Source organism: Acinetobacter sp. CWB-G5 (assembly GCF_019209785.1).
GTDB lineage: Bacteria > Pseudomonadota > Gammaproteobacteria > Pseudomonadales > Moraxellaceae > Acinetobacter > Acinetobacter johnsonii.
Genome location: NZ_JAHUTF010000002.1, coordinates 517,554 through 543,850 on the forward strand (window position 1 = coordinate 517,554; position 26,297 = coordinate 543,850).

Annotated in this window: 22 protein-coding genes; 10 read left to right on the top strand and 12 right to left on the bottom strand. The window is 40.9% G+C overall.

What is annotated here, in order from left to right:
- Positions 1-107: 107 nt before the first annotated feature.
- The gene (gene trmA, locus KVY11_RS06535; protein WP_218288476.1) at positions 108-1,190 is read right to left on the bottom strand and encodes a tRNA (uridine(54)-C5)-methyltransferase TrmA; all 1,083 of its coding nucleotides are present in this window, start codon (positions 1,188-1,190) and stop codon (positions 108-110) included.
- A 267-nt stretch (positions 1,191-1,457) separates the two neighbouring features.
- Positions 1,458-5,213 (bottom strand): trifunctional transcriptional regulator/proline dehydrogenase/L-glutamate gamma-semialdehyde dehydrogenase, encoded by a 3,756-nt coding sequence (putA, locus tag KVY11_RS06540; protein ID WP_218288477.1) that lies wholly within the window; start codon positions 5,211-5,213, stop codon positions 1,458-1,460.
- 117 nt (positions 5,214-5,330) lie between these two features.
- On the opposite strand from putA, the gene KVY11_RS06545 reads away from it, so the two are divergent.
- The gene (locus tag KVY11_RS06545) at positions 5,331-5,825 is read left to right on the top strand and encodes an Lrp/AsnC ligand binding domain-containing protein (protein WP_004696989.1); all 495 of its coding nucleotides are present in this window, start codon (positions 5,331-5,333) and stop codon (positions 5,823-5,825) included.
- A 63-nt stretch (positions 5,826-5,888) separates the two neighbouring features.
- Here the strand turns inward: KVY11_RS06545 and putP are convergent, their stop codons facing one another.
- Positions 5,889-7,412 (bottom strand): sodium/proline symporter PutP, encoded by a 1,524-nt coding sequence (gene putP / locus KVY11_RS06550; protein ID WP_218288478.1) that lies wholly within the window; start codon positions 7,410-7,412, stop codon positions 5,889-5,891.
- Between the two features lie 1,136 nt (positions 7,413-8,548).
- Here putP and KVY11_RS06555 point away from each other — a divergent pair.
- The 4 genes from KVY11_RS06555 to KVY11_RS06570 all read left to right on the top strand — a co-directional run bounded on the left by KVY11_RS06555 (position 8,549) and on the right by KVY11_RS06570 (position 14,701).
- Positions 8,549-8,914 (top strand): hypothetical protein, encoded by a 366-nt coding sequence (locus KVY11_RS06555; protein WP_218288479.1) that lies wholly within the window; start codon positions 8,549-8,551, stop codon positions 8,912-8,914.
- 140 nt (positions 8,915-9,054) lie between these two features.
- The gene (mfd, locus tag KVY11_RS06560) at positions 9,055-12,513 is read left to right on the top strand and encodes a transcription-repair coupling factor (RefSeq protein ID WP_218288512.1); all 3,459 of its coding nucleotides are present in this window, start codon (positions 9,055-9,057) and stop codon (positions 12,511-12,513) included.
- A gap of 231 nt (positions 12,514-12,744) precedes the next feature.
- Positions 12,745-13,179: an HIT domain-containing protein gene (locus KVY11_RS06565; protein WP_004696995.1), complete on the top strand. Its 435-nt coding sequence runs from the start codon at positions 12,745-12,747 to the stop codon at positions 13,177-13,179.
- Positions 13,180-13,237: 58 nt separating this feature from the next.
- Positions 13,238-14,701 (top strand): adenylate/guanylate cyclase domain-containing protein, encoded by a 1,464-nt coding sequence (locus KVY11_RS06570; RefSeq protein WP_004984691.1) that lies wholly within the window; start codon positions 13,238-13,240, stop codon positions 14,699-14,701.
- Positions 14,702-14,775: 74 nt separating this feature from the next.
- Here the strand turns inward: KVY11_RS06570 and fdx are convergent, their stop codons facing one another.
- The 8 genes from fdx to KVY11_RS06610 form a co-directional block, all read right to left on the bottom strand.
- Entirely contained in the window at positions 14,776-15,114 is a 339-nt protein-coding gene (fdx, locus tag KVY11_RS06575; RefSeq protein ID WP_004697000.1) for an ISC system 2Fe-2S type ferredoxin, read from the bottom strand.
- 16 nt (positions 15,115-15,130) lie between these two features.
- Positions 15,131-16,990: a Fe-S protein assembly chaperone HscA gene (hscA, locus tag KVY11_RS06580; protein WP_218288480.1), complete on the bottom strand. Its 1,860-nt coding sequence runs from the start codon at positions 16,988-16,990 to the stop codon at positions 15,131-15,133.
- A 38-nt stretch (positions 16,991-17,028) separates the two neighbouring features.
- Positions 17,029-17,544, bottom strand: a complete 516-nt coding sequence (gene hscB / locus KVY11_RS06585) for a Fe-S protein assembly co-chaperone HscB (protein ID WP_218288481.1) — start codon at positions 17,542-17,544, stop codon at positions 17,029-17,031.
- Between the two features lie 119 nt (positions 17,545-17,663).
- Positions 17,664-17,984: an iron-sulfur cluster assembly protein IscA gene (gene iscA / locus KVY11_RS06590; RefSeq protein WP_004697006.1), complete on the bottom strand. Its 321-nt coding sequence runs from the start codon at positions 17,982-17,984 to the stop codon at positions 17,664-17,666.
- Positions 17,985-18,020: 36 nt separating this feature from the next.
- Positions 18,021-18,407, bottom strand: a complete 387-nt coding sequence (gene iscU / locus KVY11_RS06595) for a Fe-S cluster assembly scaffold IscU (protein ID WP_004697007.1) — start codon at positions 18,405-18,407, stop codon at positions 18,021-18,023.
- Positions 18,408-18,511: 104 nt separating this feature from the next.
- Positions 18,512-19,729 carry an IscS subfamily cysteine desulfurase gene (locus KVY11_RS06600; RefSeq protein ID WP_004697009.1) on the bottom strand — a complete coding sequence of 406 codons (1,218 nt, stop codon included), beginning with the start codon at positions 19,727-19,729 and terminating at the stop codon, positions 18,512-18,514.
- A gap of 1 nt (position 19,730) precedes the next feature.
- Positions 19,731-20,204: an Rrf2 family transcriptional regulator gene (locus KVY11_RS06605; RefSeq protein WP_004697011.1), complete on the bottom strand. Its 474-nt coding sequence runs from the start codon at positions 20,202-20,204 to the stop codon at positions 19,731-19,733.
- A 113-nt stretch (positions 20,205-20,317) separates the two neighbouring features.
- Positions 20,318-20,965 (bottom strand): hypothetical protein, encoded by a 648-nt coding sequence (locus KVY11_RS06610; protein WP_218288482.1) that lies wholly within the window; start codon positions 20,963-20,965, stop codon positions 20,318-20,320.
- Between the two features lie 193 nt (positions 20,966-21,158).
- On the opposite strand from KVY11_RS06610, the gene KVY11_RS06615 reads away from it, so the two are divergent.
- The 3 genes from KVY11_RS06615 (at position 21,159) to KVY11_RS06625 (ending at position 24,064) form a co-directional block, all read left to right on the top strand.
- Entirely contained in the window at positions 21,159-21,626 is a 468-nt protein-coding gene (locus tag KVY11_RS06615) for a phasin family protein (protein ID WP_218288483.1), read from the top strand.
- 168 nt (positions 21,627-21,794) lie between these two features.
- A complete protein-coding gene (locus KVY11_RS06620) occupies positions 21,795-22,067 on the top strand; it encodes an HU family DNA-binding protein (RefSeq protein ID WP_004697018.1) in 273 nt (90 codons plus the stop codon).
- A gap of 131 nt (positions 22,068-22,198) precedes the next feature.
- The gene (locus KVY11_RS06625; RefSeq protein WP_218288484.1) at positions 22,199-24,064 is read left to right on the top strand and encodes a SurA N-terminal domain-containing protein; all 1,866 of its coding nucleotides are present in this window, start codon (positions 22,199-22,201) and stop codon (positions 24,062-24,064) included.
- An 82-nt stretch (positions 24,065-24,146) separates the two neighbouring features.
- On the opposite strand, the gene KVY11_RS06630 is transcribed toward KVY11_RS06625, so the two are convergent.
- Positions 24,147-25,016, bottom strand: a complete 870-nt coding sequence (locus tag KVY11_RS06630; protein WP_010326785.1) for a DUF2797 domain-containing protein — start codon at positions 25,014-25,016, stop codon at positions 24,147-24,149.
- 34 nt (positions 25,017-25,050) lie between these two features.
- Here KVY11_RS06630 and KVY11_RS06635 point away from each other — a divergent pair, with 34 nt between their 5' ends.
- Both KVY11_RS06635 and KVY11_RS06640 read left to right on the top strand, forming a co-directional pair.
- On the top strand, positions 25,051-25,518 hold the full coding sequence (locus KVY11_RS06635; RefSeq protein WP_218288485.1) for a DUF6231 family protein: 468 nt from the start codon (positions 25,051-25,053) through the stop codon (positions 25,516-25,518).
- Between the two features lie 108 nt (positions 25,519-25,626).
- Complete coding sequence (locus KVY11_RS06640; RefSeq protein WP_218288486.1) at positions 25,627-26,247, top strand: YidB family protein; 621 nt, start codon at positions 25,627-25,629, stop codon at positions 26,245-26,247.
- Positions 26,248-26,297 lie beyond the last annotated feature (50 nt).

Consider the following 26,297-nt stretch of genomic DNA (forward strand, 5'->3'; position numbering starts at 1 on the left):
GACAGTTGAAATACTTGCATTTTATATAAGCTTATATTTTTTCATGAAAATTAAAAAAGAAGCTCATTCGAGCTTCTTTTTATACGGTTTAAGTTGCAACAAATTGTTTAAATTTTTTCCAGCAAAACCCCAGATTCGACATGGTGGGTATAGGGGAATTGGTCAAACAGCGCAAACTGTGAAATTTTATGGGTTTGGCTGAGTGTTTTTAAGTTGTCATGCAAGGTGTCAGGATTACACGAAATATAGATGATCCGTTCAAAACGCTGAATCAATTTCAAGGTTTCATCATCAATACCTGCACGCGGTGGGTCAACAAACACCGTATCGAACTCATAGCTGCTCATATCGATATTTGCTTCTTGTAAGCGACGGAATTCGCGTTCGCCGTTATAGGCTTGTGTGAAGTCTTCTGCTGATAAACGCGCGACTTGAATATTATCGATGTGGTTTTGTTCGATGTTCCACTGTGCTGCATACACCGAGGACTTAGCCAGCTCAGTGGCTAAAACACGGTTAAAACGGGTGGAAAGCGGTAGGGTGAAGTTACCATTGCCACAGTAAAGTTCTAACAAATCTTTATTTGATTGCTGCGCAGCATTGCAGGCCCATTCGAGCATTTTTTGGCAGACTTGCGCATTGGGCTGCGTAAAGCTGCTTTCAATTTGTTTGTACTGATATTTGCGCTCAAAAACTTGCAGTTCTTCCACCACAAATTCATCGGTGAGTACCACTTTTTGACCACGGCTACGACCAATCAACTTAATATTTAATTTTTCTGAAAGTTGTTTGGCTAAAACCTGCCATTGTTCATCGAGTGGGCAGCGATAAATCAGTGAAACCAGCATTTCACCTTTTAATGTTGCTAAAAAATGCACTTCAAATAGGCGTTTTGAGAGGAGATCATTGCTTTTTAATTCTGCCAATAAAACAGGCATGAGCTGATTAATACTGGCATCAGCGATTGGGAAGTCATCAATACGAATGACTTTCTTCTGATTGTCTTCATCGCGTTCAAACATGGCATAAAACATATCATCTTCGGTATGCCAAATACGGAATTCTGCACGCATGCGAAAGTTTTTTTCAGGAGATTGAAAAACTTCAAGCGAAGGTGGAGTGAATTCAGCAAATTGAGCTGTAATTCGTTCAATTTTGGCGTCAAGTTGTTGTTGATAAGAAGAAGTCATATGCAGTAAAAATCGCAAACATATTGAAAAAAGAGATGGTAACAAAGTTTGCCGAATTAGCCTAAAGATATTCAGCAAAAGCGTGGGGTTTATTCATGCTACAAGTGGTTTGATGCTGTGCTACATCGGAAATTTTTGAGCAGATTAAGTCAAACCGAGTCGCATAAAAAATGCCAAGTAAACAGACCAGGAGATGTTGACTTGGCAATAGAGGAAACATAGTAATAAACCTGCAGTCCTGATGAGGACTGCAGGTTTAAATTGGGCTTAATTCAAAGTCATGAGACTTGCATTACCACCAGCAGCTGCAGTGTTAACACTAATAGCACGCTCAATCACAAAACGTTCCAAAGGAATGGCAGTTTGTGATGGGCTAAGGTGAGTAATACCCACAATCGCACCTTGACGCTCAGCAATCTGCTGCTGCAACGCTAAAAGCTGCGCCGTTGTACCATGGTGTAATACCGCATCAAAAACATCAGTTTTGATGTCTTTAATGACATGGAACGCTTGAGCCAATGCTTTAGGCATGCTTGGCATGTGTTTTAACACAAAGCTGTTATCTGCAAGCACTGCTGGACGGCTACCAACTGCAAAAATTGCATTCAACTGTTGTAGCTGATCCGCTTCTTGTTCAGCTAATGACAAGACTGCATGACGCGGAATCACCATGTATTGGTTGCTTTCACCTGTCGGACCTTGCAGCTCGTAATGATGGCCTGAACAGAAGTTCTCAATTTTTGCCAATTTTACTGATGGGAAGGTTTTAGCTGCCCACTCAAGGAACAATGCAGAGTTGCTGAACTCGACTTGAGGGTTTAAGTCAGCGCCTGTTGCAAATGGTTTATTCAACTTTTTCGCAGAACAGTTTTGCATTAGGCGATATAGATAAATTGGACCACCCGCTTTAGGGCCTGTACCTGATAAACCTTCGCCACCAAAAGGTTGTACACCGACAACTGCACCCACGATGTTACGGTTGATGTAGAGGTTACCTACTTCAGCATGGGTCATTACAGTTTGAATGGTCTCATCAATACGGGTATGTAGACCCATCGTCAGGCCATAGCCTTTGCTATTGATGTGCTCAAGTAACTGTTTGAGTGAACCTTGGTTAAAGCGAATCACGTGCAGCACTGGACCAAACACTTCGCGCTCTAAATCATTGAGATTTGGTAACTCAATTAATGTTGGTGTAATGAACGTGCCTGCATTTATCTCAGTGTCTTGAGCATCATTACGCATCAACTGGTGTACGCGATGACCTTTTTGGCGCATTTTGTCGATGTGCTTTTGAATGTTTTCTTGCGCTTCAGCATCAATTACAGGACCAATATCTGTTTTAAGTAGATATGGGTTGCCCACTTGAAGCTGCTGCATTGCACCTTTAAGCATTTGAATCACAGCATCGGCATTATCTTCTTGTACACACAGTACGCGAAGGGCAGAACAACGTTGACCTGCGCTGTCATAAGCCGAACTTACAACGTCGAGTACAACTTGCTCAGTTAGTGCTGATGAGTCAACGATCATGGCATTTTGACCGCCTGTTTCAGCAATCAGGGGAATGCTTTCACCATTTTTGCTTAGACGCTTCGCCACAGTTTTTTGCAAAATCTTAGCAACTTCAGTAGAACCTGTGAACATGATGCCTTGAACTTGCTCGGCTGCACTGAGTTGTGCACCCACAGTTTCACCGCGACCCGGCATCAGCTGTACAGCCGCTTGAGGTACACCTGCTTGCCATAAGATTTGAATTGCTTGCGCTGCGATCAATGGCGTTTGTTCAGCTGGTTTAGCAATCACGGTATTACCCGCAACCAATGCAGCAGCGACTTGACCTGTGAAGATGGCCAATGGGAAGTTCCATGGGCTAATGCATAGCATAGTGCCTAAAGGCTCAACTTCTGCGTTTGCATCTAGATCAATCATTTGCGTTGCGTAGTAGCGTAAGAAATCTACAGCTTCACGAACTTCTGCAATGGCATTGGCATACGTTTTACCACTTTCACGGCAAAGTAAAACCATCAGTTCTTCTAAGCGAGCTTCCATTAAGTCAGCAGCGCGAAGTAGGTAACTTGCACGGGTGTCTTTAGCCGTACGTGCCCAAATGTCTTGAACAGCCTGTGCATTGTTTAATGCTTGCTCAACTTGTTCAGTTGTTGCTTCTTGTACATAACCCACAACATCTGTGTGACGTGCTGGGTTGATAATGCTTTGTGGAGCAACGGCATCATTGGTCTGAATGTGCTCACCCATTGGTGCAGCAGACCATTGGTGCTTAGCAAACTGTTGAGCTGTTTGGTTTAGCTGAACTAATGCAGAGTCATTTGCAAGGTCTAAACCTTTAGAGTTTGCACGCAGTTGGCCATAAAGCTCAGCAGGAAGTGGGATCGAAAGGTGCTTTTGACCCACGATATTTTCGCGTTTTGCACTGCTTAAAATGGTTTGAGTTGGGTTTTCAATCAAATCATCAATTGCGAGAGACTTGTCTGCAATACGGTTTACAAAAGAGGTGTTTGCACCATTTTCAAGTAAACGGCGTACAAGATAAGCCAATAGTGTTTCATGGTTGCCCACTGGCGCATAAATACGGCAAGGTACACCCAGTTTTTTATCTTGCTTTTCACCGACCACTTGTTCATACAGTGGCTCGCCCATGCCATGTAAGCATTGGAACTCATACTGACCCACATAGTACTTCTCTGGGTTAGCCATTTCATAAATGGTTGCCAAGGTTTGTGCATTGTGTGTTGCAAACTGTGGGTAGATTTGTTCTGGTGCAGCCAATAATTTCTTCGCACAAGCGATATACGACAAGTCTGTATGTACTTTACGAGTAAATACAGGGTAGTCAGTCATCCCTTCAATTTGTGCTTTCTTGATTTCGCTGTCCCAGTACGCGCCTTTTACTAAACGGATCATTAAGCGTTTTTCACTACGTTTAGCCAAGTCTACGATGTAGTCAACCACGTAGAAACAACGTTTTTGATATGCTTGGATAACGAAACCAATGCCTTTCCAGTCTTTGAGTTCTGGTTCAAAGCATAGGCGTTCAAGCATTTCTAAAGAAATTTCTAAACGCTCAGATTCTTCAGCATCGATATTTAAACCGATGTTATAGCCGCGTGCTAATTTAGCAAGAGTAAAGACTTTGCCGTACAACTCTTCATGCATACGTGCAACTTGTGCACGTTGGTAGCGAGGGTGTAGAGCAGATAATTTAATTGAAATACCCGGACCGTCGTAAACATCTTTGTCTTTTGACGCTTGACCAATGGCATGAATGGCATCGGTATAATCTTTCATATAACGATCAGCATCATGATCGGTCAGTGCCGCTTCACCCAGCATGTCGTATGAATAACGGAAGCCTTTTTCTTCAAGACGTTCAGCGTGTTGTAATGCTTCAGCAATGGTTTCGCCAGTCACAAACTGTTCGCCCATCATACGCATAGCTACATCAACTGCTTTACGGATGATGCCACGACCACTACGTGCCAGTAAGCCTGTTAAAGTACCTGATAAGCTATTTTGTTTTGGTGTTTCCATGAGCTTGCCAGTCAACATGAGACCCCATGCAGCCGCATTGACAAACATCAAGTTACTTTGACCAACGTGTTCTTTCCAGTTGCCTTGGTTGATTTTGTCTTTAATCAATAGGTCACGTGTCGCCATGTCTGGAATACGAAGCAATGCTTCAGCTAAACACATCAGCGCGATGCCTTCTTGAGAAGACAGTGCAAATTCTTGTAAGAGACCCTGTACAATACCTGCTTTACCGCTGCCGCTTTTACGTTCACGTAAAGTATGAGCCAAATCAAACGCAAGTTCATGAATGCGTTGATTCATCTCGTCAGAGATTTTGCTGTGGTCTAATAAGTTTTGAACACAGTCAGTTTCGGCACGTCGCCAAGCGGTATTGATTTCAACTTCAAGCTCACTTTTTTCTTTGAATTCGGTAATATATTCAAATTGAGTTTGAGCTTCGTTGAAATGCGTATTGCTTTCCATCATATTCATGCCTACATCCTGTGCATACAATAATGTGTTGAGAGATCTATAGTAATTAATTTATGATTACAGAAAGAATGCCGAATAACTCACTATAATTTGTATGCTATTTAGAGATTAATTCAGATGACGAGCCCAATTTTTAGCTTGGACCGAACAGATATCAAAATATTAGATATTCTTCAAAGAGATGGAAAAATATCGAATATTAAACTTGCCGAAGAAGTGAACTTATCAGCGACGGCTGCTTTGGCGCGGGTGCAAAAATTAACCAAGGAAGGCTTTATTCTGAGTTATGAAGCACGCTTAAATCCAAACATGCTGAATGCCAGTTTTGTGGTTTTTGTTGAGATACTTTTGGATAAAACCACGCCACATGTCTTGGAGGACTTTCGTCATGCCGTACTACAGCATGATGAAATTGTGGAGTGTCATATGACCAGTGGGGGCTTTGATTTTGTGGTGAAGATTCGTTGTGCCAGTATGGATGAGTTCCGAAAAATCTCAGGTCAAGTCTTGTGGCAACTGCCGGGCGTTAAAGAAACGCGCAGTTATCCCGTGATGGAAGTCATTAAAGAAAGCTCACGTATTCAACTTAAGTACAAACCTTTGTCGAAATAATTGAGTGCATGAGATACAAAAAAGGGGCTTTTAAGCCCCTTTTTTGTTGGTCTACACGTTCAATTAACGTTGTGTAGATTCTTCTTTCATTTCATCCATGGCTTGTTTGTACATGCTGTCTGCTTGTTCAAAGCGTTGTACCACTTCAGCTTCAGGGGCTTTACCCATTAAGCTCACAACTACAATGCTGATCCAAGAGAAGATGAAGCCTGGAATAATTTCATATAGACCTAAGTGTCCTAATGCATTTTTCCATACAATCACAGTTACCGCACCAACAATAATACCTGCAATAGCACCATTCAAAGTCATGCGCTTCCAGAACAAAGACAAGATAATCAGTGGACCAAATGCCGCACCAAAACCTGCCCATGCATAAGCTACAAGGCCTAGAACTTTACTGTCAGGGTTGCTTGCTAAGCAAATTGCAAGAACAGCAACTGCAAGAACCATGAAACGACCCACCCAGACCAATTCTTTTTGAGAAGCGGTTTTACGGATGAATGCTTTGTACATGTCTTCTGTCAATGTTGTAGAACAAACTAGTAGCTGACAGCTTAATGTACTCATCACCGCAGCTAAAATTGCAGCTAAAACAATGCCTGCAATCCATGGGTTAAATAATATTTTAGTCAGTTCCATGAACACAGTTTCAGGGTTTTGAGAAACCACGGCTGCCAGTTCAGGGTGTTGTTGGAAGTAAGCAATCGCAATGAAACCTGCACCTACCGCACCACCTAGACATAAAATCATCCATGTCATACCAATGCGACGCGCAGCAGGAATTGTTTTCACAGAGTCTGCAGCCATGAAGCGCACTAAAATGTGTGGCTGACCAAAATAGCCTAAGCCCCATGCCAATGATGACAGGATGGCAACAGTACTGAGCTCAGAGACAATGTGCATTGCTTGTGGGCGAGCCGTTTCAAGTAGGACTGTGAACTGTGCAGCATTACCATCAATCGCAAGATAAGTCATGATTGGGGTAAGCAGCAGAGCAAAAATCATTAAGCCTGCTTGGAAGGTATCTGTCCAGCTAATTGCAAGGAAGCCACCGATACATACATAACTGATAGTTGCAATTGCGCTAATCCAAAGAGCAGTGGTGTAGTCCCAGCCAAAGATGCTTTCAAATAAACGTGAGCCAGCGACCATGCCTGAAGCACAGTAAATCGCGAAGAATACTAAAATAACGATCGCTGAGATCATACGCAAGATACGTTTACGATCTGCGAAACGACCTGTGAAATAATCAGGCAGGGTGAGGGCATTGTTTTGGACTTCAGTATGCACACGTAAACGTCCTGCAACCAATAACCAGTTGAGCCATGCACCAATGATCAGACCTACAGCAATCCACGCTTCAGACAAACCAGACAAATAAATTGCGCCCGGTAAGCCCATCAGTAACCAGCCACTCATGTCTGATGCACCTGCAGAAAGCGCAGTAACCACACTTCCTAAACTACGACCACCTAAGATGTAATCATCAAAGTTGTTTGTGGACTTGTATGCATACAAACCGATGCCAACCATGGCAATGATATAAACTAAAAATGTGACGAGGGTGGGGTTAATTTGACTCATAGGCATTCCTTGGCAAAATCCGACTTGGGAGATTTTTTAATCGCTTTGTTTGAGACGGCGATTCAAGCATAAAAATAAAATTACACTCTGTAACAGTTGTGAGGTGTTTTTGTATATTTTGTGTAATTATTAATTGTTTTTTAAAATTAAACAATAAGTTGTTGAAAATATGTTGTTTATTGGTCAATTATTATTCTTTTTTATAGGGTAAATGAAATTCTAAGCATTTATTCCGTAAAATCAGCGGGCTAGTTATAATTTATGATTTTTTATTGCTTACGAAAAATTACATTACCTACAAAATAGGCGCATTTACATATAAGGTGTTTCATTTATGAAATGTATTTACAGTCATGAAATCAGTGAAAAAGACGAATATTTCACTATTTAACTAACTTTCTTAGGGCATTCATACTTCGAGTGCATTGGAAAACTTTCAAATTTCTAATTAGAAAATAGGAATTCAATGGCATTTTCTGCATGCTTTGGCGTAAGTAAAAATAGAGTCAACATAAATTAACTGCACATTTGGCAAAAATCTCTCCTGAAATTGTGCAGGCCATTGCGGTGGCATGTGAGCAATTGATCCAATCATCTGAAAGTTGGACATATGCTTTCCCTATAGATGTCTATAAAGGTGGAGCGGGCACCTCAATTAAATGGATAGCAACCAAGTGCTGGCCAATCTTGCATTAAAGCATGTATTCCTTTCTTAAGGTAAATACGAGGTTATTCAACCAAATGACCTTGTCAATCAATCTCAATCGACCAATACTTTCTACAGTGGCGCTATGTTTAGCAATTAATTAGTGTTGGTATTCTCACTTTGTTTAATCGAATCTTAGGTCATGTGAAATGGGCAAACAGTGTATTGCGGAAAACAAAACAGTTCAGTGAGTGGTATTGGAGAAAGGGTTGTTGACTTAATAACCCTTAGGTCACATTTTCTCATTTGAAGCTTGGCTGCTGAGGTGACGCCTAAGGTTGTATCTTTAGCATACGCTAGCTAGAACATTTATAACTATATATAGGTATAAAAGTAGTCAATCCGCTGCTTTTATACTTTTTAGCCGATACACGCTAACAAAAGGTAGCAGTTAGAACTACAATAAGCTTGAGTGAAGAACCATGATTAGATGTTTATGCTGAGTAAATTAAGCCAATTATTTAAATTAAAGAAAGATGCGCCAGAACAACTTTTTTTGCAGCAGCATCAGATTGAATATAATGATGAAAAAGGCTTTATCATTGAAGGTATTGTGCTAAATGCCATACATGCTGAACGTTTGGTCTATTTTTCAAATCGTAGAATTAGTCAGTTTGATGATCTTAATGCACTTTTTTATAGTGCTATGCTAATCAATGAGAAAATCGACTTAGAAATTGCCAATGAGCGATTTGTCGCACGTTTAGGTAATAATCTAGAAAACTTAACTGAGCTAAAGCGAATGATTAAGCTACTTAATGACTATTATTACCAGTTTATACGTGACAAAAAATAAGTCTTTTAAAAGCCATAAATTTGAGTTGTAAAAAGGACTTAGCGCTAGATTGATGTTGTTCTTGTCGTGAAAAATAACATGCAGCGAGAGGACATCATGCTAGTATATGACGCATGTTTTTAAACGCTAAAGCCATGTCCATGTTCCAAGAAGAAATCTCCCAACTGAATGTGCAACAACTAAAAGCAGGCGAAAAACGTTGGCTGGGAAATTTGCTCGGCTCTTCAGCTGCATTATTCATTCAAACGTTAAGCATACAAAATAAAAAGCTCTTTGTGGTTGTGGCAAAAAATAATCAACACTTAGCACAACTCGAAAGTGAATTTGAATTTTACGGTATTCGACCGACCATTTTTCCAGACTGGGAAATTCTGCCTTATGATCGTTTATCTCCTCATCAGGATATTGTGTCTGAGCGTCTCGCAATTTTATCCAATATGCCGCAAACAGGCGTCTTACTGATTTCGGCTTCGACCTTGGCGCAGCGTGTAGCGCCGACTTCGTGGGTGTTGGGAGAACACTTTGATATTCATGTTGGTCAAAAGTTTGAGTTGGAACAGCAAAAGAAGCGTTTAATTCAAGCAGGCTATCATTTGGTCGACACAGTATATGACCATGGTGAATTTGCGGTTCGGGGTAGCATTATGGATATCTATGCCTCAGGTCAAGCTGCACCAATTCGCATAGATTTATTTGATGATGAAATTGAAACCCTTAAATTTTTTGATCCTGAAACGCAGCGTACTACGCAAAACTTAAAACAATTTTCCGTATTACCGGCTAAAGAGTTTCCGCTGAAAGAGGCACGCAGCATATTTCGTGATCGCTATGCAGAAATGTTTCCGACGGCAAATCCAAAGAAAAATCCAATTTATCAGGATGTGTTAGAAGGAATTGCATCGCCAGGGATTGAGTTCTATTTCCCACTATTTTTCAGTGCAGCGCAGATGGAAACCCAAAGTACACTGCTTTCTTATTTACCAAGTCATTCCATTGTCATTACAGATAAGCAGGTTGATGATGGTTTAGATAGTTTTTGGAAAGAAATCGATCGACGTTATGAAGACCGTCGCCATAATGTTGATCAGCCAATTTTAGCCCCTAACCAGCTTTTTATTTCGACCAATCAAGTTTTAGAACAGCTCAATACCTTTCCCCGTATTATTGCATCAGTCGAGGCTTTTGATCTAAAAGCGGGTGTGACCAATTTAAACACTGAACTTCCACCACGTTTAGCAGTCGATCCTAAAAATGAAAAGCCCTTTCATGCGGTTAAACAGTATATTGATGCTGCTAACCATCCGGTATTACTGGTTGCTGAAAGCGCGGGGCGTCGTGAAACTTTAAAAGATGCATTGCGCGCCACATTGGGAGAGATTCCTAATGTTGAGAATTTTGCAGAATTTCAAAAATCCTTACATGCCATTGCAATTACCAGTGCACCATTAGAGCGTGGCTTGGTATTAAAAGACAGCATTAGCATCATTTCTGAAAATCAGTTGTATGAGCATCGTGTTGTACAGCGCCGTCGTAAACGCCAGCAAGAGGTTTCGGAAGAGTTTCTCATCCGTAGTTTGACTGAGTTGAGTATGGGGGCGCCGGTGGTGCATATCGACTATGGTGTGGGGCGTTATGCGGGCTTAGTTACTTTAAGCATTGATGGTCAAGACTATGAGTTCTTGCAGCTTGATTATGCCGATGCGGCTAAAGTTTATGTTCCTGTTACCAATTTACATTTGATCAGCCGTTATAGTGGCGGCGATCCAGACTTAGCACCCTTGCATAAGTTGGGTACTGATGCTTGGAGCAAAGCAAAGCGTAAAGCATTGGAGCAAATCCATGATGTAGCAGCGGAGTTATTGCATATCCAAGCCCGTCGTCAAGCCAAACCAGGTTTTGGTTTTGAGTTAGATCAAGGTCAATATATGCAGTTTACTAGTGGCTTTGCCTATGAAGAAACACTCGATCAAGCCAATGCGATTGAGGCAACTTTGTATGATATGCAACTGGCTAAACCGATGGATCGCTTGGTTTGTGGCGATGTGGGCTTTGGTAAAACCGAAGTTGCGATGCGTGCAGCATTTTTAGCGGTACAGAATAACAAACAAGTGGCTGTTTTGGTGCCGACGACGTTGCTGGCTCAACAGCATTATGAGTCTTTTAAAGACCGTTTTGCAGACTGGCCTATTCGCATCGAAGTTTTATCACGTTTTGGTAGCAGTAAATCACATACTAAAACGATTAAAGACTTAGCTGAGGGCAAAGTCGACATCGTGATTGGTACGCATAAAATTCTACAAGAAAGTGTCCAGTTTAAAGACTTAGGCCTGATGATTGTGGATGAAGAACACCGCTTCGGTGTACGTGATAAAGAGCGGATTAAAGCCATGCGGGCAGATGTGGACATGTTGACTCTGACCGCAACTCCAATCCCACGGACTTTAAACATGGCCTTTAGTGGCATGCGCGATCTATCCATTATTGCCACACCACCTGCACGACGTTTAGCGGTAAAAACTTTTGTGCAAGAACATACGGGTGATTCAGTTAAGGAAGCCATCTTGCGTGAGTTACTGCGTGGTGGACAAGTTTATTTCCTGCATAATGAAGTCGAAACCATTGAGCGTGCAGCGGAGAGTCTTCGAGAACTGGTCCCTGAGGCACGTGTGGCTGTTGCACATGGTCAAATGCGTGAACGCGAGTTAGAACAAGTCATGCAGCAGTTCTACCATAAAGAATATAACGTCCTGGTTTGTTCAACCATTATTGAAACAGGGATTGACGTTCCGAATGCCAATACCATTTTAATTGAACGGGCAGATAAGCTGGGTTTAGCGCAGTTACATCAACTACGTGGGCGTGTGGGGCGCTCGCATCACCAAGCCTATGCCTATCTGTTGGTGCCATCCATCAAAGGGTTGAAAGGTGATGCTGAAAAACGTTTAGATGCAATTCAGCGGGCATCGACATTAGGCGCGGGTTTTATGTTAGCGACGGAAGACTTAGAAATTCGCGGAGCGGGTGAGTTACTCGGCGAGCAACAAAGTGGATCCATGCAAGCCATTGGCTATAGCTTGTATATGGAGATGCTCGAAAAGGCGACCAAAGCCATTCAAAAGGGCAAAACCCCAAACTTCGATGCGCCACTCTCACTGACCGCAGAAATCAATTTACATATGCCGGCTTTGATTCCAGATGAATATCTGGGAGATGTCCATCAGCGTTTATTGTTCTATAAGCGTATTAGTAATACGGACAGTCAGGAAAAGCTCGATAACATTCGTATGGAGTTGATTGACCGTTTTGGGATACCGCCACAACCTGTGAAGCAGCTTTTTGCTGTGCATCAGATGCGTTTGAAAGCGGAAACACTGGGCATTACCAAAGTCGATATTGCTGCCAATGGTGGTGCGATTGAATTTTCACCAGATACTCCTGTTCAGGCTATTAGTATTATTCAGATGATGCAAAAACATCCGACCTTTTTTAGGATGGAGGGTGGTCAGCGCTTAAAGGTCATGGTGATGCTAGAGGAATATGAAAAACGGATTCAATTTATCAATGACTTATTGGAAAGTTTGTTGAAGGAATTGCATTAAAATTTAGCTTTAATTTGCTGTGATTTCATACAGATATCAGGTCTTTCTTGCGGACTTGCGCTATAAAAAGAAAGACTTGATTTTTTGATGAAATTTATTAAAGTAATAAATGTGATGTAGTTCAAAGTAAAACGTAGTTTATTTGTGTTGAAACACATTGCTTGCAATATTCACCTCTGATTGGATGTGATAGTATTAGCCATTATTCTAATTTGCATCATTTATAAAGATATGTTTAGTTTGCATCCACAACTTGCTCAAGATACGTTTTTTGTAGGCGACTTTCCACTTTCAACATGTCGCTTAATGAATGATATGCAATTCCCGTGGCTAATTTTAATTCCACGCGTGCCAGGCATCACTGAGTTATATGAACTCAGTCAAGCCGACCAAGAACAGTTTTTACGTGAGTCAAGCTGGTTATCAAGCCAATTGGCTCGTGTATTCCGTGCTGACAAAATGAATGTTGCTGCTTTAGGTAACATGGTTCCGCAGCTCCATTTTCACCATGTTGTACGTTATCAAAACGATGTTGCATGGCCAAAACCAGTTTGGGGTACTCCTGCTGTTCCTTATAGCAATGAAGTGCTTGCGCATATGCGTCAAACTTTAATGCTTGCACTACGTGGTCAAGGTGATATGCCATTCGATTGGCGTATGGACTAATACACGTGAGAAATCAAATCAGGGATGATTTGATCGTGCGCATAATGGGGAACGAGCAGTGCCATTAGACGATTGGTTATCTAAAGAGCCCAAACAATTTGAGTATTTCCATCGTGTGATGGGATATGGCATGCTGTCTTTAATAACCATCGTCTATCATTATACGATGGCAGATACGCAATATCAGATTTATGTGCCGCTGCTGTTGCTCATTGTGTTATTGATCACACCGCCATTTTCAAGGTGGTTAGGTTATCGCTTCAATAATACGATGCGACGCGGTGTGATGTTTGTGATTGATATTGTCATTACAGCGATCATTTTAGCCGCTGTACATCTCAGTATCGTACTCACATTTTTAACCATTTTTGCTATGCTTTACACGGCTATTAGCAATAAAATTTCTTTTTTGATGGTGTCTTTGGCCAGCCTGATTGGGGTGGTTGTCTTTTATATCTCAATTATCTTTGTCTTTGGTTTTGGTGAATATTTTGAGGCTACCAGTACCGAGCTGATCGTATTGGGCTTTTTATGCCTCACCACTTATTTTGGTGTGGGTAGTTACTATCAGCGTAACCAAATGCAAGACATATACCGCCGCAAAAATCACTATTTCGATCAGATGAACCGTTACATGGAGTTTGCCAATCAACTGAGTCGCTATGCACCTGTTCAGTTGTGGCAATCGATTATGAAGGGGGAGTCAGAAGCTAAAATTGAATACAAGCGTAAAAAACTAACAGTTTTCTTTTCGGATATTCAGGGTTTTACAGAGCTTTCTGAAAGCTTAATTCCAGATGATTTAGCATTCCTGCTCAATGATTATTTAAAACACATGACCGAGATTGCCAAGCAATATGAAGGTACTGTCGATAAATTCATGGGCGATGCAATTTTAGTGTTCTTTGGTGACCCTAATTCCGAAGGTGTGGAGCGTGATGCTCAAAACTGTTTGGAAATGGCTATGGCGATGCGTCAGCAAATGAAAATCCTGCGCGAGCGTTGGGTGAAAATGGGTTATCCGCCATTGCATATTCGTATGGGGATTTCTACAGGGTATTGTCACGTAGGGAACTATGGCGCATCGCACCGTATGGCGTATACCATTGTTGGTCGTGATGCAAACCTTGCTGCGCGTTTACAAAGTGCAGCGCAAGTGGATGAAATCTTAATTTCGGACGATACACATAATTTAGTAAAAAATGATTATCTTTGTGCGCCGAAAGCGCCAATTTTCCTTAAGGGGATTAAAGGTGCTGTGAAGACGTGGCAAGTCGTTGAAAAATATACCTCGCAAAAATCAGACTATCAGCGCTGGTTTGATTATGAATATAAAGGGTTTCATTTACTGCTTAACTTAGATGAAGTGCAGAATTTTGAATATCCGCAGTTGATTCAAGTCTTGGAAAAAATGATTCAACGCATTCAAACCCAACAAAAGATGACCAACTCACAAGGTATCGTCAAACTCAATCTTGAAGATGAAGTAATAGAGCCTGTTCAAAAAAATGAATATCATTAAGTTGATAGGATGAGATACAAAGCGAGAGTCGTAAAAAAGCCACTACAATGAGTGGCTTTTTTATGCTTTGAAAATTAGTGATTTTCAGACGCGTGGTTAATTGTGTATTTAGGAATTTCAACTTCTAAGTCTTCATCCACTAACTTCACTTGGCAAGACAAGCGAGAGTCAGGTTCTAAGCCCCAAGCACGATCTAGGAGGTCGGCTTCAACATCATTCATTTCTTCTAAGCTGTCAAAGCCTTTACGTACTACAACGTGACAGGTTGTACATGCAGCGGACATATCGCACGCATGTTCAATCTTGATTCCATTTTTCAGTAAGCTTTCACAAAGATTCGCATTCTGTTCAACTTCAAACTCAGCACCTTCTGGGCAGATTTGCGCATGTGGGAGAACTTTAATACGTGGCATAGTCTTTACCTATAAATTAGTTTGAGTTTGACCAGTCGTCGAGTTTTGTGCCTTTCAGCGCTGCATCGATATGCTGATTCATACGTGCTGCTGCAAAAGCATCACTGTGTATTTTAAGCTGTTCAACAGCAGATTCAATTGCTTTGATTTCTGTTGTTTCAAGTGTTGCTTCTAATGAAGTTTTGGCCGCATTTAATGCAACTTGTTGTTCATTCGTGAGCAGGTGAGCATCCACTTTTAGGGCTTGCTCTAAAGCTTCGAGTTCGCGTTTTGCTTCAACTTTGGTTTCTTGTAAGTGACGAAGATTTTTATCTTCTTCAGCAAACTTGTAACCATCAAGCAGTAAGCGTTCCATGTCACTATCAGCCAAACCATATGATGGTTTGATGTCAATTTGTGCATGTACGCCAGAGGTTGTTTCTTTAGCTGAAACCGTCAGTAGGCCATCGGCATCCACTTGGAAGGTCACTTCAATACGCGCTTGCCCCGCAGTCATTGGTGGAATACCGCGAAGGACAAAACGACCTAAGCTACGGCAATGCTCAACCAAATCACGCTCACCTTGAACCACATGAATCAGCATCGCGGTTTGGCCATCTTGGTAGGTGGTGAATTCTTGACGACGTGCAACTGGGATTGCGGTATTACGTGAAATAAGACGCTCAACCAAGCCGCCCATGGTTTCTAGACCGAGAGAAAGCGGAGTTACATCAAGCAGTAATGCGCCATCGGCTGTGTTTCCAATCAACTGATTGGCTGTAATTGATGCACCAATAGCAACAACTTCGTCTGGGTTGATGGTACACAATGGCTCTTGAGCAAATACATCGCGTACAGCGTTTTGTACAGCATAAGAGCGAGTTGAACCACCGACCAAAACCACGTTTTGAATGTCGCTGAGTTCAAGCTTCGCATCGCGGAGGACGCGTTTACACACACTAATCGTTTTATCTAAAGCAACTTTGATAATGCTTTCAAATGTCGCACGATCAAGCGTTAAGCTATGCTCTAGGACTTGTAAATGAACGCTTTCTGCATCGGTTAAAGCTTCTTTGGCTTTACGTGCAGCAACTAAAACGTGTGCATATTTAGTGTCATCGAACTGATCAATGTTGAGTTCTTTTTTCGCCCATTTTACGATTAAACGGTCAAGATCATCACCGCCTAATGCAGTGTGACCACCCGTCGCTAACACTTCAAACACGCCTTGTGAAAAGCGTAAAATTGAAACGTCAAAGGTACCGCCACCCAAGTCATAAATCACATAGTTGTGATCATGCGCAAGATTGGTTTCTTGGTCGAGACCATAGGCAACTGCAGCAGCAGTAGGCTCATTTAAGAGACGTAATACGTTTAAACCTGCAAGTTGTGCTGCATCACGTGTCGCTTGACGCTGAGCCTCATCGAAGTATGCAGGAACAGTAATCACTGCACCATTGACTTCATTTTTTAAGCTCGCTTCAGCACGATCTTTCAGTTGCTTTAAAATTTCAGCGGACACTTCGACAGGGGTTTTACGGCCCTGAGCGGTTTCAAAAGCAGGCATTTGATTATCTTCACCCACCAAAGTGTAGGGGTGTTGAAACTTAATGTCGGCTTTAGAGCGTCCCATAAAACGTTTGACTGAAACGATGGTGTTTTTAGGATCGGCAGTCAAAAATGGTTTCGCTTCGTCGCCATATTGGGTTTGGTTTACACCATAATGCGCGATCGATGGGAGTAAGACACGACCTTGTTCATCATGCAAAACCTTTGCTTTGCCTGAAAGTACAGTTGCAACTAGAGAGTGAGTTGTACCTAAGTCGATACCAATGGCAATACGGTGTTCATGTGGCGCACTTGATTGTCCAGGTTCTGCAATTTGCAAGAGAGCCATGTGTTACATCCTTTGAGCGTCAAAAATTAAAAAATAAGTTAAAATTCATCATCTAAATCAAAGCTATCGTCATCTTCAAAACGATCTTCAGCTTTATCTATGTCATGCATGACTTTTACAAAGAAGCGAAGTTTACGGACATCATCACGTGCCTCAGCCCAATCTTCCTCTTCAAAATCAATTTTGAATTCGCGGACTAAACCATCAATCCATTGTTGAACGTCTAATTTGAGTGATTGTAATTCATCTGCTGAACGTGCTTCATCAAGTTGTTCACGGATTTCTAAGGCAGACTGGAGAAATTCAAAATCATTGATGGATTGATCAAGATGATAATCTTGTTTTTTTAATCCTAATAAATATCCTGCACGGCTATCAACCTGAGATAAAACTTTAAATGCTTGATTGATCTCACTTGATTTTATGAGGGCTTGATCTTTATCGCGAGCTTTATCTGGGTGATATTGTTGCTGCAACTTTAAAAATTCTGATTTTAAGGTTGCTAAATCAATATCGAGTGCTACTGGAAGGTTAAACAACTCAAAATGATTCATAGGAGAGGGATTCCGCGCTAAATTGGGGGTCATTGCGAAAGCAAAAACACTCTATGTAAATGCAATTAAAACAGTGTGATACACACTGTTTTAATGTTGAAAAGCAAGTTAATGAACTGTTATACGGTGAAAGATTCACCACAGCCACATTCGCCTTTTTTGTTTGGGTTGTTAAACTCAAAGCCTTCGTTTAAACCATTTTTCACGTAGTCCATCTCCATACCATCGAGATAAACCAAGCTTTTTGGGTCTACAAATACTTTCACCCCAAACTGCTCAAAGGTGGTGTCATGTGCATCAATTGAATCGACAAATTCAAGCACATAAGCCAAACCAGAACAGCCTGAAGTTTTCACGCCAACGCGAATACCTTCACCCTTACCGCGATTTTTTAAATAATTGCTGATATGAGTTGCAGCATTTTCAGTTAAGTTGATCATGAAAACTCCCTAATCTTTCTTTAAAATGCGAAGCAATTAAGCTTTAGATTTTTTGCTGCGGTAGTCTTCAACAGCAGCTTTAATAGCATCTTCAGCCAGTACAGAACAATGTACTTTTACTGGAGGAAGAGCAAGTTCAGTTGCGATATCAATGTTTTTGATCGCTTGAGCTTGATCTAAAGTTTTGCCTTTTAGCCATTCAGTCACTAAAGAGCTTGATGCAATAGCAGAGCCACAACCATAAGTTTTGAAACGTGCTTCTTCAATCACACCGTTGTCATCTACTTGAATCTGTAAACGCATAACGTCGCCACATGCAGGTGCTCCGACCATACCTGTACCTACGTTTTCAGCATTTTTGTCTAATACACCTACATTACGAGGGTTTTCGTAATGGTCAATTACTTTTTCACTATAAGCCATGATGCGTCTCCAAACCTCGGGGTCAGCGTTAATATTAAATATGGGGTCAAAACTTGATTTTTCAATGAAGCCATCCAGTATGTGGATGACTTCAATGGGAAAAATTAGTGTTCAGCCCACTCAACTGTAGAAAGGTCGATACCGTCTTTGTACATGTCCCAAAGTGGAGAAAGTTCACGAAGTTTCTCCACTGCAGAACGTGTCACTGTAAGTACATGGTCAATGTCTGCTTCAGTGGTGTATTTACCAAAACTGAAACGAATTGAACTGTGCGCAAGTTCGTCAGACAAACCTAGTGCACGTAATACATAAGAAGGTTCTAATGTTGCTGAAGTACAAGCTGAACCCGAAGATACAGCAGCGTCTTTCAACGACATCATTAACGATTCACCTTCAACAAAGTTGAAACTTACGTTTAAGTAGTTCGCAACGTTTTGTGTTGGATGGCCGTTTAAGAAAATTTGTTCTAAGTCTTGTAAGCCATTCCAAAGCTTGTCACGAAGTACGCGAATGCGTGCTTGTTCAGAAGCTAAGTTTTTACCTGCAAGTTCAAATGCTTCACCCATACCAACGATTTGGTGTGTTGCAAGTGTACCAGAACGCATACCGCGTTCATGACCGCCACCATGCATTTGCGCTTTTAAACGAACACGTGGAGTACGACGTACATAGAGTGCGCCAATACCTTTAGGGCCATAAATTTTATGAGCAGAGAAGCTCATAAGGTCAACTTTCATGGTTGAAAGGTCAATTTCAACTTTACCTGCAGCTTGCGCCGCATCGACATGGAAGAAGATCTTGTGTGCACGAGTAATTTCACCAATTGCCGCAACATCAGTCACAGAACCAATTTCGTTGTTTACCATCATAAGCGAAACAAGAATAGTGTCTGGACGAATAGCTGCTTCAACCATTTCAGGAGTAATTAAACCCGTGTTTGGAAGTGGCTCAAGGTAAGTGATTTCAAAACCTTCAGACTCAAGCTCACGGCAAGTATCTAAAATAGCTTTGTGTTCAATTTTACTTGTAATAATGTGCTTGCCTTTAGACGCATAGAATTGTGCTACGCCTTTAAGAGCTAAGTTATCTGATTCAGTTGCACCAGAAGTCCAAACGATTTCGCGTGGATCTGCTTTGATCAAGTTCGCAACTTGTTCACGTGCATATTCTACTTTTTCTTCTGCCTGCCAACCGTAAGCATGAGAGCGAGATGCTGGGTTGCCAAATGTGCCGTCAAATGTCAGACATTCCATCATGCGTTCAGCGACTTGCGGGTCTACAGGAGTTGTTGCTGCATAATCAAGATAAATTGGACGTTTCATGTCAAATACCTGTTACCGATAAAAGGGCTGAATCTGAAGGTGCTGTATTTTGGCGAATGGCAACTTTTTGAACGTTGTCACGTGCTACAAGGTCAGCAAGAGTGATTTTAGCGAGATAGTCGGCAATGTGATGGGAGAGTTCTTGCCATAAATCGTGAGTTAAGCACATTGCGCCATTTTGGCAGTTGCCTTTATGGTCACAGCGAGTGGCATCAACTGTTTCGTTTACAGCTTCAATAACTGCTAATACAGTAATTTCATCAGCGCGACGAGCTAAGTGGTAACCACCGTTGGCACCACGAATACTAGAAACTAAGCCGTGGCGCTTTAATTTCGCAAATAACTGTTCAAGATAAGCAACAGAGATAGTTTGACGAGCTGCAATTTCTGCAAGCGTGATCGTTTGTTCAGTTGGCTGCAAAGCTAAATCAAGTAGAGCAGTCACTGCGTAGCGTCCGCGAGTTGTTAAGCGCATGATTCGATACACATGATTAGACTAGATGTGCCGATTTTAAGAATCCTGACTAAAATAGTCAAGTTTTTTTAATAGGGATTGTGCGTATTTAATTTGCTTGAAATATTATGTAGTTATGCAAGCCAAATATTATATACCAATAAGCTAATCAAAAGTATAGAAAACACAAAAAATGTGACATTTATACGTTTTTGACGTTGCTCGATACGGCGGATACGATTTTTGTATTGTTTCACTTCAACCTGTAGAGTGTTGATTTTAGAACGTTGTTCTTCAATTTTCTCTAAAAGTGGTGCAATGCGCTTTTTAGATGCAACTACATTTTGCGGATCAGTTGGTTCAGTTAACCAGTTTTTCCAGTCAGCAAGAACTTTAGGTGCACTAAAATGTAAAATTAAATCTCGGAACTCATCTTTTAAGGTGATGTCACCATCAATACGCATGGTTTTAATACTACGACGGTTTCCAAAGACGAAAATTTTAATTAAATCCATCAATGTGGTGCGTACATCTAGGTCGACCGGTTTTTCCGGTGCTTTGGCGTCAAATAAAACACCTTGAGCGGTAAAGGTGATATAGAAGTCAAAATAAGGCAGGTAGCTATTTATTTTAATCGCAATATTTTGCTCAACAAACTTTTTAGAATGAAGTGCAACCACGCGGTCGTGTTTTAAAATAAGAGAAAAGATCGTCTCAAGAACAATCATCACCATAGTGAGTAGCATATGTGTTTGATTGTGTTCTTTTTGAGAATCACTCATAAGTAGTAACCTAAATCCTGACCTGAAATGAGCATCCTGCTCGCAAAAACTTCAGACTTAAAAATAAAAATGTAATAAAGATGCTTTGTAGAACAGTTTTACAAATCGATCAAGTCTAATATTTGCTAGTATAGTGCAATCTATAAGATTTTTTGGATGTTTTTGCACATAAATCATGCAGGAGATGGTGCTAATGGAAAAAGCAGATATAGAGTTGGATGATATTTCGCCAGAAGATGAAACACTAAAAAAAACAAAAACTAAGCATCATTTTCACCGTAAAAATAGTTTGGATTTTAGAAAGTATACCAAGCAAATCTGGTTAGCGGGTTTGGGTGCTTTTTCACGTGCAGAGGAAGAAGGGAATAAATTATTTGACTCCTTGGTCCAAGTCGGCGAAGAGTTAGAATCTAAAACCACTGAAATTGCTGACCAAACGGTTGAAAAGGTATCTGAGAAAGCACGTGAATCGGTTACGGATACTAAAGATAAGGTTGAGAAGATTGTGGATCGTGGAGTAAATCACTCCTTAAACCGGATTGGATTGGTCACGGTGAAAGACGTTCAGTACTTAGAAAACCTGATTCTTCAACTGAATGATAAAATCGATGTTTTGATTGAAGAAAATAAGAAGTTAAACGAAAAAGTGAATAAAAAGTGATCTGGTTGTGCTTTTGTACCTTTTTCAACGTTTTTTTGTGATTTATTTTCCAAAAAAGCATATACAGAGTATTGCGTTTTCACCTAAAGCATTGCTATAAAGGCGTTACGGTAATTTATACTAAATTTTTGGACCTTAAATAAACGATATTAAGAGGACGCGATCCACATGAATAAATCAGAATTAATTGATGCAATTGCAGAGAAAGGGGGATTGTCTAAGACTGATGCTGGTAAGGCCTTAGACGCTACAATTGCTTCAATCACTGAAGCGCTTAAGTCTGGTGATACAGTTACACTTGTTGGTTTTGGTACTTTCAATGTGAAAGAACGTGCTGCACGTACTGGCCGTAACCCACAAACTGGTGCTACTTTAGAAATTAAAGCAAGCAAAGTACCAAGCTTCAAAGCTGGTAAAGGTTTAAAAGATTCTGTTGCTTAATCTTTTAAATAAATACTAAACGCGCCTTTTCGGCGCGTTTTTTATTAAACATTAGAAAATGTGTCGATAACACATTCATTCATTGCTGCTTTTCAGTTAAAATCTCGGGCAAATAAAATATTGGAATACTTATGGAATCTTTTCGTAAAGTTATTAAGGGTTGGTTGGGCAAGGCTTTGCTCATTTTGTTTTTGACCCCTTTAGCACTTGTAGGTATTGAAGGATATTTTAGTAGCGGATCAAAAGACGCTGTGAAATCAGTCAATGGCCAAGATATTTCTGAAAAGGAATTAGAGACCTTAACCGCTTCCTTTAAAGAACAATTCTTAGCTTATGCCAATGGGGATGAAACTTTACTCAACCAAAGCTTTATTAAAGATAAAGCGATGGATCAACTGATCGCAAATACTTTGTTATTGCAACAGGCTGAAAAGCTGGGCATTTCACTCAGTGATACTCAAATTGAACAGATGATTGCTCAACAGCCAAGTTTTCAAGAAAATGGAAAATTTTCAGAAACGCGTTATTCAAGCTATTTACAGTCCGTGGGTATGAGTAGTGATGCGCTCGTTGCAAACTTACGTCAAGACCATGCATTAAAAATGATGCGTTCGACTTTTGTTGATTATGCATTGGTGAGTAAACTAGATATTCAACAAATCGCTAACTTACAAACAGAACAGCGTACTGTGCAGTTTGCCAATGTAAATCTTGATGAATATAAAAAGAACGTCAAGGTTTCAGCACAAGAGATTGAAAACTATTACAAGCAACACCCAGCTATGTTTAAACAAGTGGCAAGTGTAGATGTTGACTATGTGGTGTTAACACCAGCCAATGTTCCTGCTGCTGCTTCACCTGTAACTGATGCTGAGTTGCAGCAAGCCTATACACAGTTTGTTGAAGCACAAAAAGATAATGTCGCGCCTTTGGTGAAACATATTCTGATTACGACGGATGCGCGGACAGATGCTGAAGCGAAAAAACGTGCAGAAGAAGTTGTTGCAAAAATTAAAGCAGACACAAGCTTTGCGGCAGCTGCGGCTCAATATTCTGAAGATACTGCATCTAAAGCGAATGGTGGTACTTTAGCAGTTTATAACAAAGGCACTTTTGGTGATGCTTTTGACCAAGCTGTAGCATCGCTTAAATCAGGTCAAGTGTCTGCGCCTGTAAAAACTGAATTTGGTTACCATGTGATTGAAACTGATGCACCAGCTGTGAAGTTGCCATCTTTTGAAAATGAAAAAGCACGTTTGACTGCGGAAGTTCAGAAGAATAAAACAGCCAATGCATTCTCTGATACTGTAAACAGCTTAAATGAACTGGTTGTAGACTCAGATGCTTTAGATGTGGTGTCTCAAGAAGTTAAAGGTGTACAAGTTCAAACTGTGAAAGGTATGACCTTATCTACACAGCATCCTGTATTAAGTAATGCTGCGGTGAAAGTGAAACTGTTTAATGATGACGTTAAAAACGGTGATCGTAACGCGACCAGCAGCATTCAACTTCCAAATGGGGATGTAGTTTGGGCAAAAGTACGTGATTATCATGCGGCAGGTGTACAAACACTTCAAGAAGCAACACCACGTGTGAAAGCAAAATTGGTTGAACAAAAAGCCTATGATGCTGCTAAAGCCAAAATTGCGCAAAGCTTAAAAGACTTTAAAGCTCAACCTGCAGCATCTGTGGTTGCCAAGAGTGGTTTAACTTTTACTGCACCGCAAGTGTTTATTCGTTCACAAGGCTTACCACGTGCAGTTGAGCGTGCGGCGTTTAGCCAAGCGGCACCAAAAGCAGGACAATGGTCTGTAACAACAGCATTATTGCCAACGGAAATGGTGGTGGTCGCGGTGTCAAACGTAAACAAGACGACGTCTAGTGCATTGACGGATGAGCAGTTGGCTGAGCTTTCGAAGTTATATCAACAACTTCGTGGTCAGCAAGAAGCTGAAGATTATGTGCAATACTTAAAAGCACATGCGAAAATTAAATAATCGCACGCTATAAAAAAACCTGCATTCGTGCAGGTTTTTTTATGTATAGAGATAGTCAAATTCTACTTAAGGGTAAGTAGCTTTAGGCACGGATTTTGAGCTCATAACCTGAATATTTACGAATATTAATCACACCCGTATCTAAAATCAGGTACTGACCTTTGATCCCTTGTAACTTACCGCGAATAACTGGGGTTTTATCCAGATTGTGGGATTTAATTTTCTCAGGATATTGCTCAACTGGATAAACAAACTCGCGTGGCAGTTCAGTTTCCAAAAGGTCAACTGTTTCATTGAATTCAAGATTTTGACTAAATTCCTCACGAATGGTTTGGATTTTAGGTGCAAATTCTTCGATGAGTTGTTCGCGAACTTCAATCAAGTCGAGTGGTTCAGCTTCACCCTTGAGCAGTTTACGCCAATCAGTTTTATCCGCCACTTGTGTCCCAAACATAATTTCGAGCTGGCCTGAAAGACGGCGCGAACCGACTTTCATAATTGGAAGGGCTTGGGTTGCACCTTGATCGAGCCAACGGGTTGGCATTTGGCTAATCCTTGTAATCCCAACTTTTAGGGCACTTGAGTTGGCTAAATAAACAATATGAGGCTGAAAGCAAACTTCATGCGCGAAGCTGTCTTCTCGGCAGGTGCCTAAGTGGTAGTGACAGGTTTCAGGTTTCATGATGCACATGTCACAAGAGGCTTTGGTTTTAAAGCACTTGAAGCAATGGCCTTGTGAAAACGATTTAGATGTTTTAGCACCACATGAAACACAGAAGATTTTACCAGTCCATTCAATCTCGATTTCTTGACCCAAGTTAAAAGGAAGGTCAACTTCTGAACGATCTAGGATAAATTTATATTCAACATTTGCCTTGTGTGTATGTTGATCAGTTACACTAAGGTCCTTAAGACCTGCATGCATTTTATGGCAAATGCCTTGAAGTTCCATACAGAATTACTCACTCAATATTAAGGATGCGGTTATGGCTGAACTGAACGTCATTACTTCTATGCTAGACGATTTATCTCAAGAACAGCCTATTTCAACTGCATTGTGCATTGGGCAGGATCTCAGCCCAAATCATCATCAATCTATTCAATGGCAATATTTTAGCGTATCTGACTTTTTAAATCTGCCTTTTACCCAGCGCTATGATTTAGGTTTTGTGCTTTTTGATACGGCAGAAATGCAAAATATAAGCTCACAACAAAAATCACAACTATTGGTGCGTTTAAGAGATTTGATGGCAAAGCGTATTGTGGTAGTGAGTCAATTGCAGGATGAACAACTACTTCGTGCTTTAGGTTTTACTCAACTAATCGATAAAACGACGCATGGTAAAGACTTTGCTTTATGGCAATTTAATATTTTGACCTATAAGCATGTGCCTGACTGGTTTAATTCAAAGTTTTGGGCGAATCCTGAAAACTGGAATAAATTCCGTTGGTGATTTGACTGCGACTGTATTTTTCCATTCATAGCAAAAATTAACAATTTATCTCTATAGGGTTTTTTTAAACATCGTATGCTGTTTAAAAAACCTAGAAAGGATAAAGTGATGACGAACCTGAATAATATTATAGAAATTTTAGCAAAGCAGGCCATGGGCGGTCAGCAACAGTCAAACCAACAAAGTGGTTTGGGTGGAATTTTGGGTTCGGTGCTTGGACAACTCGGGGCGGGTGGTACAGGCCAAACACAACAGGGGGGTCTGGGCGATATTTTAGGTTCGGTGTTGGGCGGTTTGACTGGTGGACAGTCACAACAGGTGCCAAACTCGCAGAACTCAGGATTTGCAGGCGGTGGGAAAAGTTTATTGATTGCGGTATTGCCTTTGATTTTGGCATGGATTCAACAGCAAGGTGGTTTGCAAGCAGCTTTAGATAAACTCAAAGGACAGGGTTTAAGCAGTCAGGTCGAGGACTGGGTTTCAACAGGGCCAGGAGAAAATGCCAGTGTAAATCCAGAGCAAGTGCAAAACTTGTTTGATGATGCCGCGGTGGAGCAAGTTGCAGAGCAAGCGAATGCACCTAAACAAGATGTATATAGTGCTATTTCACAAGTATTACCGCAAATTATTGATTCACTCACCCCGCAAGCAGGACAAACCAACCCTCAAGAAGCCAACGCGGATATCCAACAGGTATTGAACTTGGTTTCGGGTTTTTTAAAACGCTAAATTCACAATAAAAAAGCCATCCTAGAATGGCTTTTTTATTACTTGAAATT